This is a genomic window from Haloprofundus sp. MHR1, assembly GCF_005155585.1.
Lineage (GTDB): Archaea > Halobacteriota > Halobacteria > Halobacteriales > Haloferacaceae > Haloprofundus > Haloprofundus halophilus.
This window is the reverse complement of record NZ_CP039833.1, coordinates 1647876-1665139: the sequence shown is the minus strand read 5'-3', so window position 1 is coordinate 1665139 and position 17264 is coordinate 1647876. Positions and strand designations below refer to the sequence as shown.

The window sequence follows — 17264 nt, the reverse complement described above, 5'->3', positions numbered from 1 at the left end:
AATGTCCCGAAACCGTTCAGGTTCGGACTCGACCCGTGGTCGAGTTGACAGTCTCTGCTCGTTACTTTTGCCGCTCCGTTCGGTAGACCCCCTATGGGCGTCGTTGCCGAGTTCTCTATCCCGGTGGAGTCGTTCGCACTCGCAGAGACGTTCGACCGCGTTCCCGACGTACACGTCGAGGTCGACCGTCTCGCAACGCACAGTCGAGAGTGGGTACTGCCGTTCCTCTGGGTGTCCAGCGAGAGCGAGTCGACGGAGGTGGTGCGGGAGACGGTAGCCGACGACTCGACGGTGGACGAACTCACCGTCGTCGGCGAGTGGGCGTCGATTGCGCTCTACAACGTCCACTGGAGCGAGTCAGTCCAGCAGTTGGTCGACGAGATAACCGACCAACACGGTATCGCCCTCTCGGCGAGGGCCCACGACGGCAAGTGGTCGCTCAGGCTCCGGTTCGTCGACCGGTCGATATTCGAGGACTTCCGGACGTACTTCGACGACCACGACCTTCGGTTCGAGTTGGAGCGCATCCGGGAGATGCAGGAACCGAAACAGCGCGAGTACGGCCTCACGACCCCGCAGCGGGAGACGCTCGTCACCGCGTTCGAGATGGGCTACTTCACGGTTCCGCGGAAGACGAACATCACCGACCTGGCCGACGAACTCGGCGTGTCGCCGAACGCCGTCTCGCAGCGGCTTCGGCGGGCGAACGCGTCGCTCGTACAGAACACGCTGCTTCTCGACTAACGCTCCGACTGCGGAGGCGGGCGACCGGCGTCTGACCGGGGCTCGTCCGGCCTCGGGTCGCCTTCAGAGTTGAGTGCGCGGCGTCAAGGAGGTCGCAGAACTGTGGATGTGTATGAACGGACCGACGGCGACGAACTCCCCCGAAGCGACCGAACTCGACGCGGACGAGTGGAACGAACTGTTCGACGCACTCGCGGTCGACCGCCGACGGACGGTTCTGCTCGAACTCGTCGAGCGGGGTGCCCCGTTGTCGGTGGACGCGCTGGCAGAGGCCGTCTTCGAGCGGCACGGGCCGGGAGCGGACGCACCGCACGCCGAGTCGACTGCCGGAATCGAGTGCCTCCGAATCGAACTGTACCACGTCGACCTCCCGAAGTTGGCCGCCGCGGACCTCGTCGCGTTCGACGAGGAGACGCAGCGGGCCTCGGCGACCGAGCGGACGGCCGCGAGCGCCGAACTCCTCGACGGGTTGCGATAGCCGCCGGTCGCACGCCGCCGAAGCGGAGCGACGAGATTTTGGGCCCCTGCGCCCATTCGGTACTCGTGAGCGACGTTCCTGAGCGACCGAAGTCGGGCGGCCTCGTGCGGGCGCTGTCGGTTCCCCAGCACGCGAAAGTCGGCGTCGCGTCGGGTGTGCTGCTGGCGCTCTCTGCGTATCTCTTCCGAGTACTCGAACTGTTCGGGCCGTTCGGCGGCACCCAGCAGTTCCCGCTCGTCGGCCCGGAGGGGTGGTTTCTCCTGCTGGCGTTCGTGCTCGCGACGACGACGGCGATGCTCGTCACCGCCGCCTTGACCGTCGTCTCGGCGTATCGGTTGGCGCGCGAGCTCTAACACCGTCGGTCGAACGTACCGTTGCTCGGACGCACCGTCACTCGAACTCTCGGGGGTCGCCCGCGAGTTCGCTGAGGCGCTCGGCCCCCGCGCGAGTCCCCTTCGCGATGATGACGTCGCCGGCGTGAAGTTCGGTCGCCGGTCCCGGCGAGACGACCCACTCGCCGTCGTGTCCCTCTTCGGTCGACTCGGGACGGCGGACGGCGATGACGCGCATCCCCGTCTCCGTTTTCACCATCCGCTCGGCGAGCGTCGCGTCCGCGAGCGTGCTCCCTGCACCGACGGTGAGGCGGACGATTATCTCGTCGGACTCCTCGACGGCGGCGGCGACGACCGGGTGGGCGTCCAGGCCGCGGAGAACGCCCTCGCTGATTTCGAGGGCGGCGTCGCTTATCTCCTCGGTGGCGGTGGCGAGGTGGACGAGGCCGCGAAGCGAGATGGGGTCTTCGACGCGGGCGGCCGCGCGGAGCACCCACGCCTCGAAGCGCGACTGGAGCGCGTCGACTTCGGCCTCCAGTTCGTGGACCTCCTCGGCGACGCCCTCGCTGTCGAACAACACCGCGCCGTAGGCGAGGTCGACGGCGAGTTCGCTCATGTTCTTCATCAACACGATGGAGTCGACGGCTCGGCCCAGGTCGTCGATGGTCGGGGCGGGCGCGTCCGGCGCCTCGTACGTATCGCCCGTCGCCGTCTCGTAGACGGTGTCGAGCCCCTCCGTTCGGCCCCTGAGGATGACCACGTCGCCGGCGCGCAGCGTCGCGTCCCGGTCGGGGTTCGTCAACCACCCCGTCTTCCCCGTCGGCTGCGACTGCCGGATGGCGATGACCCGGACGCCGGTCTCGGTCTCCATGTTGATGTCGGCGAGCGTCCGGCCGTCGTACGGCGTCCCCTCGACGAGTTCGGCGCGGACGACCGCCTCGACGGCTTCGGGAAGCGCCGCGCGCATCGCCTCGGGGAGACCGATGTCCTCGAGGACGATCTTGGCGATATCGCCGGCGGCGTCGGCGATTTTCTCCGCCGCGCCGACGACGCCGAGCACGGGCGCGAGCGCCTCCGCGTCCTCGGTGCTGCGCGCGGACATCAGGAGACTCATTCGGGCTTTGAACTGGAGGATGTCCATCTGCTCTTCGAGCGTCAGTACCTCGGCGGCGAGTTGGTCGCTCCCGTGCAACACGGCGGAGTACGAGAGGTCGATGAGCAGTTCGGCGGTGTCTTTCATCTCCGAGAGCACCGCTTTCACGCTCACGGGTTCGTACTTGACCTCTCCGGGGTCCATGCTGTCGAATTCTCGGCGCGACGGCAAAAGGGTTGTCAGGCCGTCGCACCGGCGAAGGTAAAACCCGGCAGTGAAGGCGAGAACGGCAACGCTTTTTTGAAAGGGTCATGAACCTTCGTGACATGGCAGACGAGCTAAAACGGGGCCTTGAAGGCGTCCTAGTCGCCGAATCCGAACTCAGTCACATCGACGGCGACGAGGGCCGTCTCATCTATCGCGGCTACACCATCGAGGACCTCGCGCGCAACGCGAGCTACGAGGAAGTGCTCTATCTGCTGTGGCACGGGGAACTTCCCACACGCGAGGAACTCGACTCGTTCTCGGCGTCGATGGCCGAGGAGCGACACCTCGACGACGGCGCGTACGACGAAATTCGCGAACTCGCCGAACAGGACGAAGAGCCGATGGCGGCGCTCCGGACCATCGTCTCGTCGTTCTCGGCGTACGACCCCGACGCCGACGTCGAGGACGTCACCGACGAGGCGGTCAACGCCCGCAAGGGGCGGCGCATCACGGCGAAGCTCCCGACGGCGCTGGCGGCGTTCAACCGCCTCCGAAACGGTAACGACCCGGTCGAACCGCGCGAGGACCTCGGTCACGCCGCGAACTTCCTCTACATGCTCAACGACGAGGAACCCGACGACGTGCTCGCCGAGACGTTCGACATGGCGCTCGTGCTCCACGCCGACCACGGTCTGAACGCCTCGACGTTCTCGGCGATGGTCACCGCCTCCACGCTGTCGGAACTGCACAGCGCCATCACGAGCGCGGTCGGCACGCTCTCGGGGAGCCTCCACGGCGGCGCGAACGCGAACGTGATGAAGATGCTCAAAGAGGTCGACGAGAGCGACCGCGACCCGACCGAGTGGGTGAAGAAGGCGCTCGACGAGGGTCGCCGCGTCCCCGGCTTCGGTCACCGCGTCTACAACGTCAAGGACCCGCGCGCGAAGATTCTCGGCGAGAAGTCCGAGGAACTCGGCGAGGCGGCGGGCGACACGAAGTGGTACGAGATGAGCGTCGCCGTCGAGGAGTACATCTCCGAGGAGAAGGGTCTCGCGCCGAACGTCGACTTCTACTCGGCCTCGACGTACTACCAGATGGGCATCCCCATCGACATCTACACGCCCATCTTCGCGATGTCGCGCGTCGGCGGGTGGGTCGCCCACGTCCTCGAACAGTACGACGACAACCGTCTCATCCGACCCCGTGCCCGCTACGTCGGCGACGAGCACAACGAGTGGGTCGGCATCGACGAGCGGTAGTCCTCACGGTCCGCTCTCCGGGGCGAACGCGGTGAGCGTGCGCAGCGTAAAAGGCCGCCTCACGCCCCGTTGACGGCGTCGACGGACGGTTCAGCGTTCGTGAATTCCACCGGGCCACAAGGGTTTTACAGACAAACGGCCTACGGCGCGGTGCATGGCACAACGACGCGTCGACACCGACGAGATGAAGCAGCGAGCGAAAGTTCGAGCCAAGGCCGAAGCCGACAAACAAGCCGACGTGCTCCGCTCTCGACTGGGCGAACTCGCCGTCGAGGCCGCCGAGGAGTACTTCCCCGAACAGTACCAGCGCCGTCGCCGCGAGGACATGGCGAAGGCGTTCGCGGCGGGCGTCGCGGTCGGCGTGCTGTCGCGGTGGGCACTCAAACGACAGCGGTAGTTCGGTCACCCGTCCTCGTTTCTTTCGTCCCGCGCCCCAGCGACAGTTCCGGGTCGAACTGCGTTCGCCTCGTTCGAACGGTCGCCGCCGTTCAGTTTTCGGGAGTGACTAGTCACTGAGAGTGTAACTTCGCACACACAGCGTTTTTGTCCACGGCGTGAGGACAGTACACTCGATGAACGACAGGGACACTGTGGCGACGGAGCTACAGTTCCAAACGCTACTCGACTGCACCGACGGGGTCGCGGTGTTCGTTCTGGATGTCGACGGGCAGGTCGTGTCGTGGAATGCGGGAGCGGAGCGGATGACGGGTCGAACTGCTGACGATGTGGTCGGACAGCCGCTGTCGGTGTTCTACCGACCGTGCGCGGAGACAGAGACGCCGGCGTCGCTGTGCGACGCCGTGACTCGGAACGGTCGCGCCGAATCGACCGGGTGGGGCCGCGGGCCCGACGAGGAGAGGCGTCGCCTCGATTTGGAACTGCGACCGGCGGAAGACGGAACCGGCACCGAGGACCGATTCGTCGCCGTACTACGCGAACACGACGGCGAAGACACCGAAACCGACGAGGACGATAGAAGGGTCGGCGAGCGACGAGACGGCATCGACGACGACCGAAGCCCCGGGGACCCGGTTATCTCAGACGGCCTCTTCGAGGTCGCCGGGGACGCGCTCTATCGCCTCGACACGGACAGGCGGTTCGTCACGGTGTCGGAGGGTGTCGCGTCGATAACAGGGTACAGTCAGGAGCAACTGCTCGGCGAACACGTCTCGAGGCTGTTCGACGCCGAGACCGCCGAGCGGTTGCACCCGCTCGACGGCGCGTCGACTGCTCCCGACGACGGCGACGTGAGAACGGCGACAACCGCGCTGAAAACGGTGGACGGGTCGTCCGTCCGCTGTGAGGTTCGGAGTCGGATGGTCGGCACCGGTGACCGGGTTCGAGGGAGCGTCGGCGTCGTCGAGCGCGCCTCCGACCGCGTCGGCGACCCGTCCAGCCCGGCCCACCGGCGCGAAGTCGTCCAGCGACTTCTCGACACGGCACCGGTCGCGCTCGCGGTCAGGGAGAGCCAGACCGGGGTCACGGTGGGCAACGCGCGGGGGCGAGAGCTGTTCGGTTTCGCCGCCGAGGACGACTCGCGGGCGGTGGGACCGTCGGTTCGCTTCTTCGACGCCGAAGGCGAGCCGATGGCCGTCGACGACCGACCGATACGCCGCGCTGAGCGGACGCTCGAACCGGTGTACGGCGAGGAACTCGTGGTCGAACGCGCGGGCGGCAGTCGCCGGTCGCTCCGCGTCGACGCCGTGCCCGTGACCGACGAGACGGGCGAACTCAGACACGTCGTCGCCGTGGCCGAAGACGTCACCGAACGGAAGCAGCGGACCGAGACGCTTCGGCAGCAGCGACGACAGCTCCGAACGGAGCTGAGCGAGGTGCTCGACCGGGTGACCGACGCCGTGTTCGCGCTCGACACCGAGTGGCGCTTCACGTACGTCAACGAGACGGGCGAGAAGCTGCTCCGGCGCACGGAGGAGGAGCTGCTCGGCGAGTCCGTCTGGGACGCGTTTCCGGAGGCGGTCGGCACGACGTTCGAAGACGAGTACCGGGAGGTGATGCGCCGGCAGGAGCCGACGACGTTCGTCGAGTACTTCCCTCCGCTGTCGGCGTGGTTCGAGGTTCGAGCGTACCCCTCGGAGACCGGCGTGTCGGCCTACTTCCGCGACGTCTCCGACCGGCACCGACGCAAACAGGAACTCGAACAGTACGAGGCCGTCGTCGAGACGGTCGACGACGCGGTGTACGTCGTCGACGGGGAGTCGCGCTTCGCCGCCGTGAACGACGCGTTCACCTCGCTGGTGGGGTACTCGCGCTCGGAACTGCTCGGCGAGAAGAGCGAACTGCTCCGCGCCGACGACGTCGGCGGGACCGTCGAGCGACTGACCCGCGAACAGCTCGACGGCGACCGAACCAGAGCGGTCGTCGAGAGCGAGATCCGACGGCGCGACGGCAGCGTCTTCCCGGCCGCGACGACGGTTACTCCGTTCCCGAGCGACGACGGCGGTTGCGGGCGCGTCGGCGTCGTTCGCGACATCAGCGAGCACAGAGAGCGCGAACGACAGCTCGAATCGCTCTCGAAGGCCGCCGGACGGCTGCTCGACGCGGACTCCCAGCGGGAGATGGCGACTATCGCCGTCGACACCGCGGCGGGGGTGCTCGACGGACCGTTCGTCTCGGTCGCGCTGTACGACGAGACGAGCGGGGCGCTCCGCCCGCAGACGGGGTCGGCGACCGACGGGCGGCTCGCCGACGTGGAGCGATTGCTCGACCCGGAGGCGGAGCTCGCCTGGCAGGCGTACGTCGACGGCGAGCGGTACGTCTTCGAGGACGTCGAACCGGTCGACGAGGAGTCAGATCCGTTCGACGTCGCCGTCTACCCGCTGGGCCGTCACGGCGTCTTCCTCCTCGGGGGGAGCCCGGACCCGAAGACGGCGAGTTTCGCCCGCATCCTCGCGGCCAACACCGAGTCGGCGCTGGACCGCGGCGACAGGGAAGCGCGTCTCGTCGAGCAGCAGACGCAGCTACGCGAGCAGAACCGGACGCTCGGCCGCCTCAACCGCGTCAACGGGGTGACGCGTCAGGTTCTCCGGACGCTCGTCGACGCCACCTCCCGCGCGGAGATAGAGCGGTCGGTCTGCGAGCAGTTGACGACGACGGGACCGTATCGGTTCGCCTGGATCGGCGGCCGCGACGTCGTCGACGACACGGTCGCGCCTCGGACGTCCGCCGGATTCGAGAACGGTTACCTCTCGGAACTGCGGGCGCTCACGGACCGAACGCATCCGTCGGTTCGGGCGGTCGAGAGCGCCGACCCCGTCGTCGTCGACGACCTCCACGACGACCCGCCGTTCGACACGTGGCGCAGCGAGGCGCTGAAACGCGGCTACCAGTCGCTCATCTGTCTCCCGCTTCGCTACCACGGCACGTCGTACGGCGTGCTCTGCGTCTACGCCGACCGACCGGACGTGTTCGACGAGATGGAGCGGTCGGTGCTGCGCGAACTGAGCAACACGACGGCGTACGCTATCAACGCCGTCGAGAGCAAGCGAAGTCTCGTCGGCGACGCCGACGTCGAGCTCGAACTCACCGTCGAGGACGACTCGGTCTCGTATCTCCGCGCGAGCGAGGAGCTGGACTGTTCGCTGGAGCTCGACGACCTGGTGACGCAGGAGGAGGGCGGTCTCCGCGCCGTCTTCACCGCCCGCGGGGTGGATTCGGAGTCGTTCGTCGCACACACGAAGCAGACGCTGGACGTTCGAGAGCTCCGTCTGGTCGACGAGAGCGGGTCGGACGCGGTGTTCGAGTGCACCGTCGGCGTCGAACACATCTTCCAGACGTTCGTCGACTACGGCGTCGTCCCGCGGCGGTTCGACGCCGCGGACGGCGTCGGCAACGTCACGGTCACCGTCTCCGACCAGTTCGACGTCCGGTCGTTCGTCGAGACGCTGCGGACGCAGTACGACCGCGTCGAACTGACCGCTCGCCGGGAGCGACCGCGGGAGTCGCCGACGCTCGGGGAGATGCGCGCGCAGTTGAACGCGCAGCTCACCGACCGACAGCGGCAGGCGCTGGAGACGGCGTTCGCCAACGGGTTCTTCGAGTCGCCGCGGTCCAGCACCGAACGCGAGATCGCCGACCGCCTCGGCATCGCTCAATCGACGCTCAACGGCCACCTCAGGGCCGCACAGCGGAAAGTACTGGAGTACCTCTACGAGCCCGACTGAGCGGTACCCTATCAGTATCGCCCCGGATAGACCGGGAGCCGATGTGGATAGTGGAATCTCACATGGGGCTGGATTGCGTATCGAAAATCGAGAATGTCCGATACGGTTACTAAATGGGCCACCAGTAGTCGGCCGGTTTCTATCACTGCGGTCGAGGCTGTCGCCGAGTGTCTGAACAGCAACCCGATGGAGCTCGAGATGTCGCTCGTCGAAGTTGTCGACGCGGACGCCCTCGACGACCTGTTCGACGGAGCCCACCGAAGAGCCAGCGACGACGGTCTGCTCCTCACGATATTCACGTTCTGCGGATGCGAGGTCACGGCTTACGACGACGGAAAAGTCACCGCGACGCGACTCGACAAGCGTGCCAGCGTCACGTCGAACAGCGGTTCGAAAGCGTCGCTCCGACGCTGAGCGTACGCTGACGCTGAGCGTCGCTCCGACTCACAGCGGCCCGTCACCCTTCGGTCGCGCTTCCTCGCTCGGCCATCATTCTCGCCGCGCGACTCGCCCAGTCGCTTCTGCGGAAACTCCAGCCGACGACGAGCGCCATCCAGAGATAGCTGAGTCCGATGCCGAGATACGCGCCGAGCGGACCGTAACCGAGCGTCTCGCCGACCAGCCACGAGAAGCCGAGAAAGAAGCCGAGCATCCCGGTAGTGCGCGCGACGAACGGCGTCCGCGTCTCGCTCGCACCCTGTAGCGCCCCCGAGAGCGCGACGAACACGACGAGCACGCACCCCGAGAGCCCGTACACCCGCGCGAAGTTCGTCGCGTACCGGACCGTCTCGGGGTCGTCCGAGAAGAGGCGGACGAACCATCCCGCGCCGAGCACCAAGAGGAGGCCGACGACGCCGACGGTGACGACGCCGAGCGCCGCGACGGCCCACCCCTCGAACCTGGCCCTCTCTGGGTCACCGTCGCCGAGTGCCTGCCCGACGACGACGCTGGCGGCGACGCTGTACCCGCGAGAGAGCGGACCGGTCACCTGTTGGTACATCCGGCGACCGATCTGGAACCCGGCGTTGACGGCGGTGCCGAAGCCCAGAAGCAGCGAGTTGAACGGGAACTCCGCGAGCGTGGCGACGAACCCCTCGGCGATGCGCGGGAGACTGACCTCGACGAGTTGCCGAGCGATGACCAGGTCGCGGGGCCGCGCGAACGACGCCTCGCTCCACGGCGTCCACATCGCAAGCAGGAGAAGCGCCGCCGTCACGACGTTGGCTGCGGCCGTGGAGACGCCGACGCCGACGACGCGCAGCTCCGGGAAGCCGAACAGGCCGAGGCCGAGCACGACGGTTCCCGAGATGTTGAGCGCGTTGGCGAAGACGTTGATGTACATCGGCGTCCGCGTGTCGCCGGTTCCCTGCAACGAACGCGCGCCGATGAGCGCGACGTGACGTGCCGGTGCGGTGGCGAAGATGAGCGCGAGATACTGCCCGCCGAGCCGGGCGACCCGCTCGGAAGCGCCGAGTATCGAAATCGCCCACTCGCCGAAGAAGAGCCCGAACAGCGCGAACGGGACTCCCGTCAGAACTCCCATCAACAGCGCCTGCGTGATGGCCTCGTCGCGGTTGGCCGTCGCGCCGCTTCCGGTGTCCTGACTCGAGAGCGCGATGGCGCCGCCGCCGAGTCCGAGACCGATGCGGAGCGGGAATCGGGCGTAGAGGTCCGCGAGACCGATGGCGACGACGGCCGCCGGCGAGAACAGCGCCGTCACGATGACGTCTGTCGTCCGCATCAGCGTCCGGAACGTCTGCTCGGCCATCACCGGCCAGGCCAACGAGAGCACCCGCCGCCAGACCGGCCGTAGCCGTCGCCACAGACTCACGGTCGCCCCTCGTCGTCTCCGCGCATACGCGGACCAGGATACAGACCGTGTTACGCCCCCCGAAGGGGGAAGTGGCTGCCGGTACTCTCTCCGGTATGGACTTCTTCGTGTACGGGACGCTCACGGACCCCGAACGCGTCGCCGAGCTCGTCGACTCGTACGTGTTCGTCGGCCCCGCCCGACTCTCCGGTCTCCATCCCGTTTCGGGGCGGTATCCGACGCTCGCGCCGGGCGGCGAGGTGGCGGGACGGCTCCTCCGAACCGACGACGTGGAGACGCTCGACCGCTACGAGGGCGTCGACGCCGGGCTGTACGCCCGCGTCCAGGTTCCGCGAGCCTCGGCAGCCGCGAACACGGCCGCCGACAGCGACGACGACGAGACGCCACCGGACGTAGCGGTGTACGTCGGCGACCCCGAGCGTCTCGACACCGAGGAGTCGATCTCGTGGCCGGGCGGCGGTTCGCTCGAAGCGCGAGTCCGCCAGTACGTCGTCGACCACGACGTGCGGATACACGAGCTCGACTGACGGTTCCGCGAGCGTCGAAACCGACATCTGGTCGACATCTGGTCGATACCTGGTCGACATCTTCCCGCGACAGACGAGTGGCCGACAGGCGTCTGACGGTCGTTCGAGGTCGACGCCGTCTGTCACTTTCACTTTCACTCTGCGTGCCTGATTTTTATATACTCCCACCGCTTAGCGGAGGTTGCACGTCACACGTGCATTCCCCTTTCCCCTAAGGATAAACGATTAACAACCACCGACAGGTATCTCGGATATGCTCTCTCTGTCGGACGTTCTGGCGGCCCGCGAACGAGTCAACGAGGTCGCACGTCACACGCCACTGGAGTACTCGCACACGTTCTCGGATATGACCGGGGCGGACGTCCACCTGAAACTGGAGAACTTCCAGCGGACGGGGTCGTTCAAGATTCGGGGTGCGACGAACCGCATCGTGACGCTCTCGGAGGAGGAGAAAGCGGCCGGCGTCGTCACCGCCAGCGCCGGCAACCACGCGCAGGGCGTCGCGCTCGCTGCCACGCGCGCGGGCGTCGAGTCCACCATCGTGATGCCGAAGTACGCGCCGATTTCGAAGGTGAAGGCGACCGAGCGCTACGGCGGCGACGTCGTCCTCTCGGGCGTCGACTACAACGACGCGCAGGTGAAGGCTCACGAGATAGAGGAAGCCGAAAGCCGGACGTACGTCCACGCGTTCGACGACGAGTACGTGATGGCCGGACAGGGGACCATCGGCCTCGAAATCGTCGAGGACTGCCCGAACCTCGACACCGTCGTCGTCCCCATCGGCGGCGGCGGCCTCATCTCGGGTATCGCCACCGCGATAAAGGCGAAGAAGCCCGACGCACGCGTCGTCGGCGTCCAGGCCGAAGGCGCGTCGAGCGTCGCCGACTCGCTACAGAAGGGCGAGATACACGAGTTAGAGAGCGTCGACACGATCGCCGACGGCATCGCGACGCGGAACGTCGGGACGGCCCCGTTCGAGGTCATCCGAGAACGCGTCGACGAGGTCGTCACCGTCTCCGACGAGGAGATAGCCGTCGCGCTGATGTACCTGCTCGAACGGAGCAAGACGCTCGTGGAGGGCGCGGGCGCTGTCGCGCTCGCGGCGCTTCTGTCCGATACGTTCGACTACGAGGCGGGCGAGACCATCGTCCCCGCGCTCTGTGGCGGCAACATCGACCTCAACACCCTCACGACGGTCATCCTCCGCGGCCTGGTCGAGACCGGCCGTTATCTCAAGGTTCGGACCGTGCTCAAGGACCGCCCGGGCGCGCTGGAGGACCTCATCCACATCGTCGCCGAGCAGCAGGCGAACATCTACGCCATCCGCCACGACCGAACGTCGCGCGACATCGGGATGAGCGACACCGAGGTCGAACTCGACTTGGAGATGCGCGGGCCGGAACACGTCGAGGCGTTGCTCGCCGAGATACGCGAGCGGGGGTACGAAGTGGAAGTGCTGGTCTGAAGCGGTCAAGCGCGCCGTGGTCCGTCCCTACCGCGACGATTCGAGGAGCGGACGTGCGGCGAGAGCGAGCGAGACGAGGGCGGCGACCGCGAGCACGACGCCGAATCCGAGCAACGGTCGAGTCGGCGGCACGGCGTACCGGACCCCCGCGAGGGCGACGACGGCGTAGCCGAATCCGGCGACCGACTCGGCGATTCGCCGCGCCGTCGTCAACTCCGGCGACCGGAGGTGACGGTACGACACGAATCCCGCGAGAGCGGCACCGACGAGACCGGCGGGGATGCCGAGAAAGAGCGAGAACTCGATAACCGACGACGCGAGTTCGGTGACGAGGCCGCCGACGAGCAGGAGCGTGGAGAGCGCGACGCCGACGGCGACGACGAACGCGTAGCGAGAGGAGTTCACGACGAGACGTATCGGCGTCTGAGAAGAAGAAGGTACGTCTCGGTCGCCGGGTCCCCGCGTATTAAGTCGTCTCCGCGAGAGCCACCGAGCATGAAGCGAATCATCAGCACGGACGACGCGCCCGCCGCCGTCGGCGCGTACAGTCAGGCGACGACGAACGGTTCCATCCTCTTCACCGCCGGTCAGATTCCGCTGACACCGGACGGCGAACTGCTCGACGACGCCGACATCGCGACGCAGACCGAGCAGTCGCTCGACAACGTGATGGCGATTCTCGACGCCGAGGACGCCGACGCGAGCGACGTGCTGAAGATGACGGTGTTCCTCGGAGACATCGACGACTTCGACGAGATGAACGAGACGTACGCGACGTACTTCGACGAAGAGCCGCCGGCGCGCAGCGCCGTCGAGGTCGCGGAACTCCCGAAGGGCGTCGGCGTCGAAATCGAGGCCATCGCGTCGCTGGAGTGAACCGACGCGTCAAGTCGAGTCTCCTCTGGGGGCTGGTCGGGTTCTTCGCGTTCCTCGTACTCGTGCAGGGGTACGACCTCGCGGTCGGACGACTGCCGCTCGGCTTTCTCGCGCGGGTCGGCGTCGCGGTCGGCGTCGGGGCGGTCGCCGCGGGCGTCTCGTACGTCGCGGAGCGGCGGTTGCTCGCGAGACGGTGACGGCGAGACGGTGACCGCGAACCGGTTCAGACGTCCTCTCGGAGGCGAATCTCGCCTTCGCTCACCGTCTCGACGTACTCTCCCCCGACGGCCAAGTCGTCGGCGTCGGCGTCTTCGCGGCCGAAGACCGCCATAATCGCGTCGGTGACACCGGGGTCGGGGTCGACGTAGGCGACGTTCCCGTCGACGGATGTCACGAGACCGAGTTTCTCGCCCGCGGCGTCGACCAGCACTTTGCCCTCGTCTTCGGAAGTCAGCGTTGCCATCGCCGGTAGTTCGGCCCGTGGTACCGTAGTGCTGTCGGGCGGTGCGAAAGGAAGGGTTTAAACGAGACACCGGCCAAAATTCGATGCGAGCCAGGATGGCCGAGTGGTAAGGCGCACGCCTGGAAAGCGTGTTCCCTCTGGGATCCAGGGTTCAAATCCCTGTCCTGGCGTTCTCGTAGAACAACACTCCTGAGCGGCGCGTCTCGTCGCGCCGCGGGGCGGTGTTGTGCGTCGGAACCTGACGACAGGTGATTTGAATCAGGGAAGTCGCAACCTGTGAGCAGAGCGAGCAGGTCCGTCTTCACGTCGTTCAAATCCCTGTCCGTAGCGCGTCTCCCCCGACAACACCTCCGAGTAGTACACCTCGTCCTCGACGACTCGTGACGTCCGTCTCCGGCGCGGAGAGTGGTCGCACGTTCGACACGACAGCGAGAATCAGAGAAAGATTGATACGGGTGGCAGACAATCACAAACACGAAATGCCTGACACGAAAAGCGGCCGCGAGAGGAAGGGCAGAAACAAGCGTGCACAGCTGGAGCACCACCTCGCTCGTCGGGAGGTACGGACGCTTGACGTGAACGACGAACCGGAGATATACGACGACGTGGAGGAACTCGACGAAGCCGTTCTCAACCTCTACGCCCTGAACGGTCGAGAGCAGTAACCGAACTCCCCGTTTCGCTTTTTTTTGGGTCGACAGCCGAGCCACGCGTCTCGTACGCACAGCGAAGAGACGTACGCTGTCACGCGGAGTCAGTTGCAGATGGCCGTCTGCGGTCGATTTTGTATATAAAAGGCCGATTTTTCCGCCCCGAGCGTCGATTCGAGATTCCTGTTAACACAGTTCATTAGTATCCGGTTCACGGGTCCGGTCCGTGTGTTTTCGAGCGGTGAGTGACAGTGTGTGGCGTGGCGTTCGATAGCTCGTCAGCGGAACTTTTTTATAGAAGCACAAACAATCCCGGTGTAGACCATGAGCCAGCGAATGCAACAGGGTCAGCCGATGATCATTCTCGGAGAGGATTCCCAGCGCGTCAAGGACCGCGACGCGCAGGCGTACAACATTCGCGCGGCCCGCGCGGTAGCGGAGGCCGTCCGCTCCACACTCGGGCCGAAGGGGATGGACAAGATGCTCGTCGACTCGATGGGCGACGTCACCGTCACGAACGACGGCGTCACCATCCTCAAGGAGATGGACATCGACAACCCGACGGCCGAGATGATAATCGAAGTCGCCGAGACCCAGGAGGACGAGGCCGGCGACGGGACGACGACGGCCGTCGCCATCGCGGGCGAACTCCTCAAGAACGCCGAGGACCTCCTCGAACAGGACATCCACCCGACGGCGGTCATCAAAGGTTACACCCTCGCCAGCGAGAAAGCGCGCGAGGAAGTCGACAACATCGCGACGCGGGTCGACCCCGACGACGAGGAGCTGCTGAAGAAGGTCGCCGAGACCTCGATGACGGGCAAGGGCGCGGAGCTCAACAAGGACGTGCTCGCCGACCTCGTCGTCGGCGCGGTCCAGCAGGTCACCGTCGAGGCCGACGACGGCTCGCACGTCGTCGACATGGAGAACGTCAAGATCGAGACGCAGACCGGTCGCTCCGCCGGCGAGTCCGAACTGCTCCGCGGCGCGGTCATCAACAAGGACCCCGTCCACGACGACATGCCCGTCGAGTTCGACGAGGCGAACGTCCTGCTGCTCAACGAGGCCGTCGAAGTCGAGGAGGCCGGCGTCGACACGAACGTCTCCATCGACAGCCCCGACCAGCTCCAGCAGTTCCTCGACCAGGAGGAGGAACAGCTGAAGAAGAAGGTCGACCAGATCGTCGACTCCGGTGCGGACGTCGTCTTCTGTCAGAAGGGCATCGACGACCTCGCCCAGCACTACCTCGCCAAGCAGGGCGTGCTCGCCATCCGCCGGACGAAGAAGTCCGACATCGAGTTCCTCAAGAACGTCGTCGGCGGCAGCGTCGTCACCGACCTCGACGACGTCGGCGACGCCGACCTCGGCTTCGGCTCGGTCCGCCGCGACGAGGAGGACGAACTGTTCTACGTCGAGGGTGAGGACGCCCACGGCGTCACGCTCCTGCTCCGCGGTTCGACCGACCACGTCGTCGACGAACTCGAACGCGGCATCCACGACGCGCTCGACGTCGTCGCCACCACCGTCTCCGACGGCCGCGTGCTCGCCGGCGGCGGCGCTATCGAGGTCGAACTCGCCTCCCGGCTCCGCGACTTCGCCGACTCCGTCTCCGGTCGCGAGCAGCTCGCCGTCGAGGCGTTCGCCGACGCGCTCGAACTCGTCCCGCGCGTCCTCGCCGAGAACGCCGGTCTCGACGCCATCGACACGCTCGTCGACCTCCGCGCGGCCCACGAGGACGGCGACGTCCGCGCCGGCCTGAACGCCTTCACGGGCGACGTGGAAGACACGTTCGAGGCGGGCATCGTCGAACCCGCTCACGCCAAAGAGCAGGCGCTCTCGTCTGCCACCGAGGCCGCGAACCTCGTACTGAAGATAGACGACATCATCGCCGCGGGCGACCTCTCGACCGGCGGCAACGACGACGAGGAAGGCGGCGCACCCGGCGGCATGGGTGGCATGGGCGGCATGGGCGGCATGGGCGGCGCGATGTAACACGACCTTTTACGCTACACTCGGGCGGCAACGCCGCCCTCGTTCGGTAAAAGCTCGGCCAAAAGCACTCGTCGCTCGCTTCAGTCGCTCCGCGACTTCCGCTTGCGACTCGGCCCGCTCGGGCCTGACGGCCCTCGCGGTGAGTGAACTGGACGACTTCCGCCTGTGGTACCGCCGTTCGACCGACTCTCGAATTTTTCAAACACAAAACATATACTGCGTTTCCGAGTAGCGGCGGCTATGCCCTCCAGACGTACAGTCGTCGCTGCCGGATTGGTCGCTATCTCCGGGTGTTCGACTGGTTCGAGTGACGAAGGGAAAACGGACGAGAACCGGCAGACGAAGTCTCGGTCGAATCTGACGACGGCCGACGAAGAAACCGAGAGTGCAACGCCGGTGCAGGAACTTCGCGTCGGCGAGACGGCAGACATCGACGGCGCTTCCGCCACTGTGTCGGCGATAGATACACAGGAGTCGGTCTACGTCACACGAACCGACTGGATGGACGTTCTCACCGCCCACCCAGCGCGATTCGTCTTCGCGTCGGTAACTGCCGAGACCGAGTCAGAGTTCCCAGTATCGCGGTTCAGTCTCGTCGACGACGACGGGCACACCAGCGAATACACCGATTTCGGGAGTCGTCCCGGCTACTCCATCGTGCCCGATAGCGAACCGCATCAGTCGCTCGATGCCGACGGTTCGGAAGGGTGGATCGGATTCTCCCTCCCCGCACCGTACGACGGTGACGGACTCCGACTGACGTTGACCGCAGGTAACGAGACGGCGACGTGGGAACTCCCGGAGAAACTCGTCAAAACGCTTCGTACGCCGCTTCCGACGTTCGAGTACGTCGAGGTCGAGATACCCGAGGGAGCGTCGCTCGACGACTCTTTCGAGGTGTCTGTTACGGTCCGGAACACGAGCGATGTAGACGGAACGTTTCGCGGGAGTCCGAACGTCAACGAGATGCTGTACGGCCCGTTCTCGCTGTCCGTTCCGGCCGGAACGGAGGAGACGTGGACGACCGAGATTCGAACGTCGGAGTACGCCGACGAGAACGGCGACGAAATCCGTATCTCCCTGTACAGTCCGCTGGAAACCGTCGAACGAACCGTCGTCGCCGACGCCTCGCAGTCGTAGCCGCGACCAACCCCACCGAAGCTTAG

At 66.2% G+C, this 17264-nt stretch carries 18 protein-coding genes and 1 tRNA gene; 15 read left to right on the top strand and 4 right to left on the bottom strand.

Annotation, left to right across the window (positions count from 1 at the left end):
• The first annotated feature begins 93 nt into the window (after nt 1–93).
• From FCF25_RS08405 to FCF25_RS08395, 3 genes are all read left to right on the top strand, one after another.
• Nucleotides 94–744 (top strand): helix-turn-helix domain-containing protein, encoded by a 651-nt coding sequence (locus tag FCF25_RS08405; protein WP_137048167.1) that lies wholly within the window; start codon nt 94–96, stop codon nt 742–744.
• Between the two features lie 112 nt (nt 745–856).
• A complete protein-coding gene (locus tag FCF25_RS08400) occupies nt 857–1222 on the top strand; it encodes an ArsR family transcriptional regulator (protein WP_137048165.1) in 366 nt (121 codons plus the stop codon).
• Nucleotides 1223–1287: 65 nt separating this feature from the next.
• Nucleotides 1288–1575: a hypothetical protein gene (locus tag FCF25_RS08395; RefSeq protein ID WP_232819706.1), complete on the top strand. Its 288-nt coding sequence runs from the start codon at nt 1288–1290 to the stop codon at nt 1573–1575.
• A gap of 37 nt (nt 1576–1612) precedes the next feature.
• Here the strand turns inward: FCF25_RS08395 and FCF25_RS08390 are convergent, their stop codons facing one another.
• The gene (locus tag FCF25_RS08390) at nt 1613–2851 is read right to left on the bottom strand and encodes a potassium channel family protein (RefSeq protein ID WP_137048162.1); all 1239 of its coding nucleotides are present in this window, start codon (nt 2849–2851) and stop codon (nt 1613–1615) included.
• Nucleotides 2852–2973: 122 nt separating this feature from the next.
• On the opposite strand from FCF25_RS08390, the gene citZ reads away from it, so the two are divergent.
• From citZ to FCF25_RS08370, 4 genes are all read left to right on the top strand, one after another.
• Nucleotides 2974–4113, top strand: a complete 1140-nt coding sequence (gene citZ, locus FCF25_RS08385; protein WP_137048160.1) for a citrate synthase — start codon at nt 2974–2976, stop codon at nt 4111–4113.
• Nucleotides 4114–4267: 154 nt separating this feature from the next.
• On the top strand, nt 4268–4510 hold the full coding sequence (locus FCF25_RS08380; RefSeq protein WP_117593173.1) for a hypothetical protein: 243 nt from the start codon (nt 4268–4270) through the stop codon (nt 4508–4510).
• A gap of 175 nt (nt 4511–4685) precedes the next feature.
• Nucleotides 4686–8294: a PAS domain S-box protein gene (locus FCF25_RS08375; RefSeq protein WP_137048158.1), complete on the top strand. Its 3609-nt coding sequence runs from the start codon at nt 4686–4688 to the stop codon at nt 8292–8294.
• A gap of 186 nt (nt 8295–8480) precedes the next feature.
• A complete protein-coding gene (locus tag FCF25_RS08370; RefSeq protein ID WP_117593181.1) occupies nt 8481–8708 on the top strand; it encodes a HalOD1 output domain-containing protein in 228 nt (75 codons plus the stop codon).
• 43 nt (nt 8709–8751) lie between these two features.
• Here FCF25_RS08370 and FCF25_RS08365 read toward each other — a convergent pair whose 3' ends face one another.
• Nucleotides 8752–10062 carry an MATE family efflux transporter gene (locus FCF25_RS08365; protein ID WP_137049380.1) on the bottom strand — a complete coding sequence of 437 codons (1311 nt, stop codon included), beginning with the start codon at nt 10060–10062 and terminating at the stop codon, nt 8752–8754.
• Between the two features lie 158 nt (nt 10063–10220).
• Here FCF25_RS08365 and FCF25_RS08360 point away from each other — a divergent pair, with 158 nt between their 5' ends.
• On the top strand, nt 10221–10652 hold the full coding sequence (locus FCF25_RS08360; RefSeq protein WP_137048157.1) for a gamma-glutamylcyclotransferase: 432 nt from the start codon (nt 10221–10223) through the stop codon (nt 10650–10652).
• 253 nt (nt 10653–10905) lie between these two features.
• Entirely contained in the window at nt 10906–12117 is a 1212-nt protein-coding gene (gene ilvA / locus FCF25_RS08355) for a threonine ammonia-lyase (protein ID WP_117593189.1), read from the top strand.
• Nucleotides 12118–12144: 27 nt separating this feature from the next.
• On the opposite strand, the gene FCF25_RS08350 is transcribed toward ilvA, so the two are convergent.
• A complete protein-coding gene (locus FCF25_RS08350) occupies nt 12145–12522 on the bottom strand; it encodes a hypothetical protein (protein ID WP_137048155.1) in 378 nt (125 codons plus the stop codon).
• 90 nt (nt 12523–12612) lie between these two features.
• Here FCF25_RS08350 and FCF25_RS08345 point away from each other — a divergent pair, with 90 nt between their 5' ends.
• Nucleotides 12613–12993 carry a Rid family detoxifying hydrolase gene (locus tag FCF25_RS08345; protein ID WP_117593195.1) on the top strand — a complete coding sequence of 127 codons (381 nt, stop codon included), beginning with the start codon at nt 12613–12615 and terminating at the stop codon, nt 12991–12993.
• Nucleotides 12990–13190: a hypothetical protein gene (locus FCF25_RS08340; RefSeq protein WP_117593198.1), complete on the top strand. Its 201-nt coding sequence runs from the start codon at nt 12990–12992 to the stop codon at nt 13188–13190. The genes FCF25_RS08345 and FCF25_RS08340 overlap by 4 nt, the downstream gene beginning before the upstream one ends.
• A 26-nt stretch (nt 13191–13216) precedes the next feature.
• On the opposite strand, the gene FCF25_RS08335 is transcribed toward FCF25_RS08340, so the two are convergent.
• Nucleotides 13217–13456 carry a hypothetical protein gene (locus FCF25_RS08335; RefSeq protein WP_117593200.1) on the bottom strand — a complete coding sequence of 80 codons (240 nt, stop codon included), beginning with the start codon at nt 13454–13456 and terminating at the stop codon, nt 13217–13219.
• Between the two features lie 89 nt (nt 13457–13545).
• On the opposite strand from FCF25_RS08335, the gene FCF25_RS08330 reads away from it, so the two are divergent.
• The 4 genes from FCF25_RS08330 (at nt 13546) to FCF25_RS08315 (ending at nt 17238) form a co-directional block, all read left to right on the top strand.
• Nucleotides 13546–13626 (top strand) — tRNA-Ser (locus FCF25_RS08330).
• A 309-nt stretch (nt 13627–13935) separates the two neighbouring features.
• Nucleotides 13936–14121, top strand: coding sequence for a hypothetical protein (locus FCF25_RS08325; protein WP_117593203.1), 186 nt, complete (start codon nt 13936–13938; stop codon nt 14119–14121).
• 339 nt (nt 14122–14460) lie between these two features.
• The gene (gene thsB / locus FCF25_RS08320; protein ID WP_137049379.1) at nt 14461–16098 is read left to right on the top strand and encodes a thermosome subunit beta; all 1638 of its coding nucleotides are present in this window, start codon (nt 14461–14463) and stop codon (nt 16096–16098) included.
• 240 nt (nt 16099–16338) lie between these two features.
• Nucleotides 16339–17238 (top strand): hypothetical protein, encoded by a 900-nt coding sequence (locus tag FCF25_RS08315; RefSeq protein ID WP_137048153.1) that lies wholly within the window; start codon nt 16339–16341, stop codon nt 17236–17238.
• Nucleotides 17239–17264: the final 26 nt, after the last annotated feature.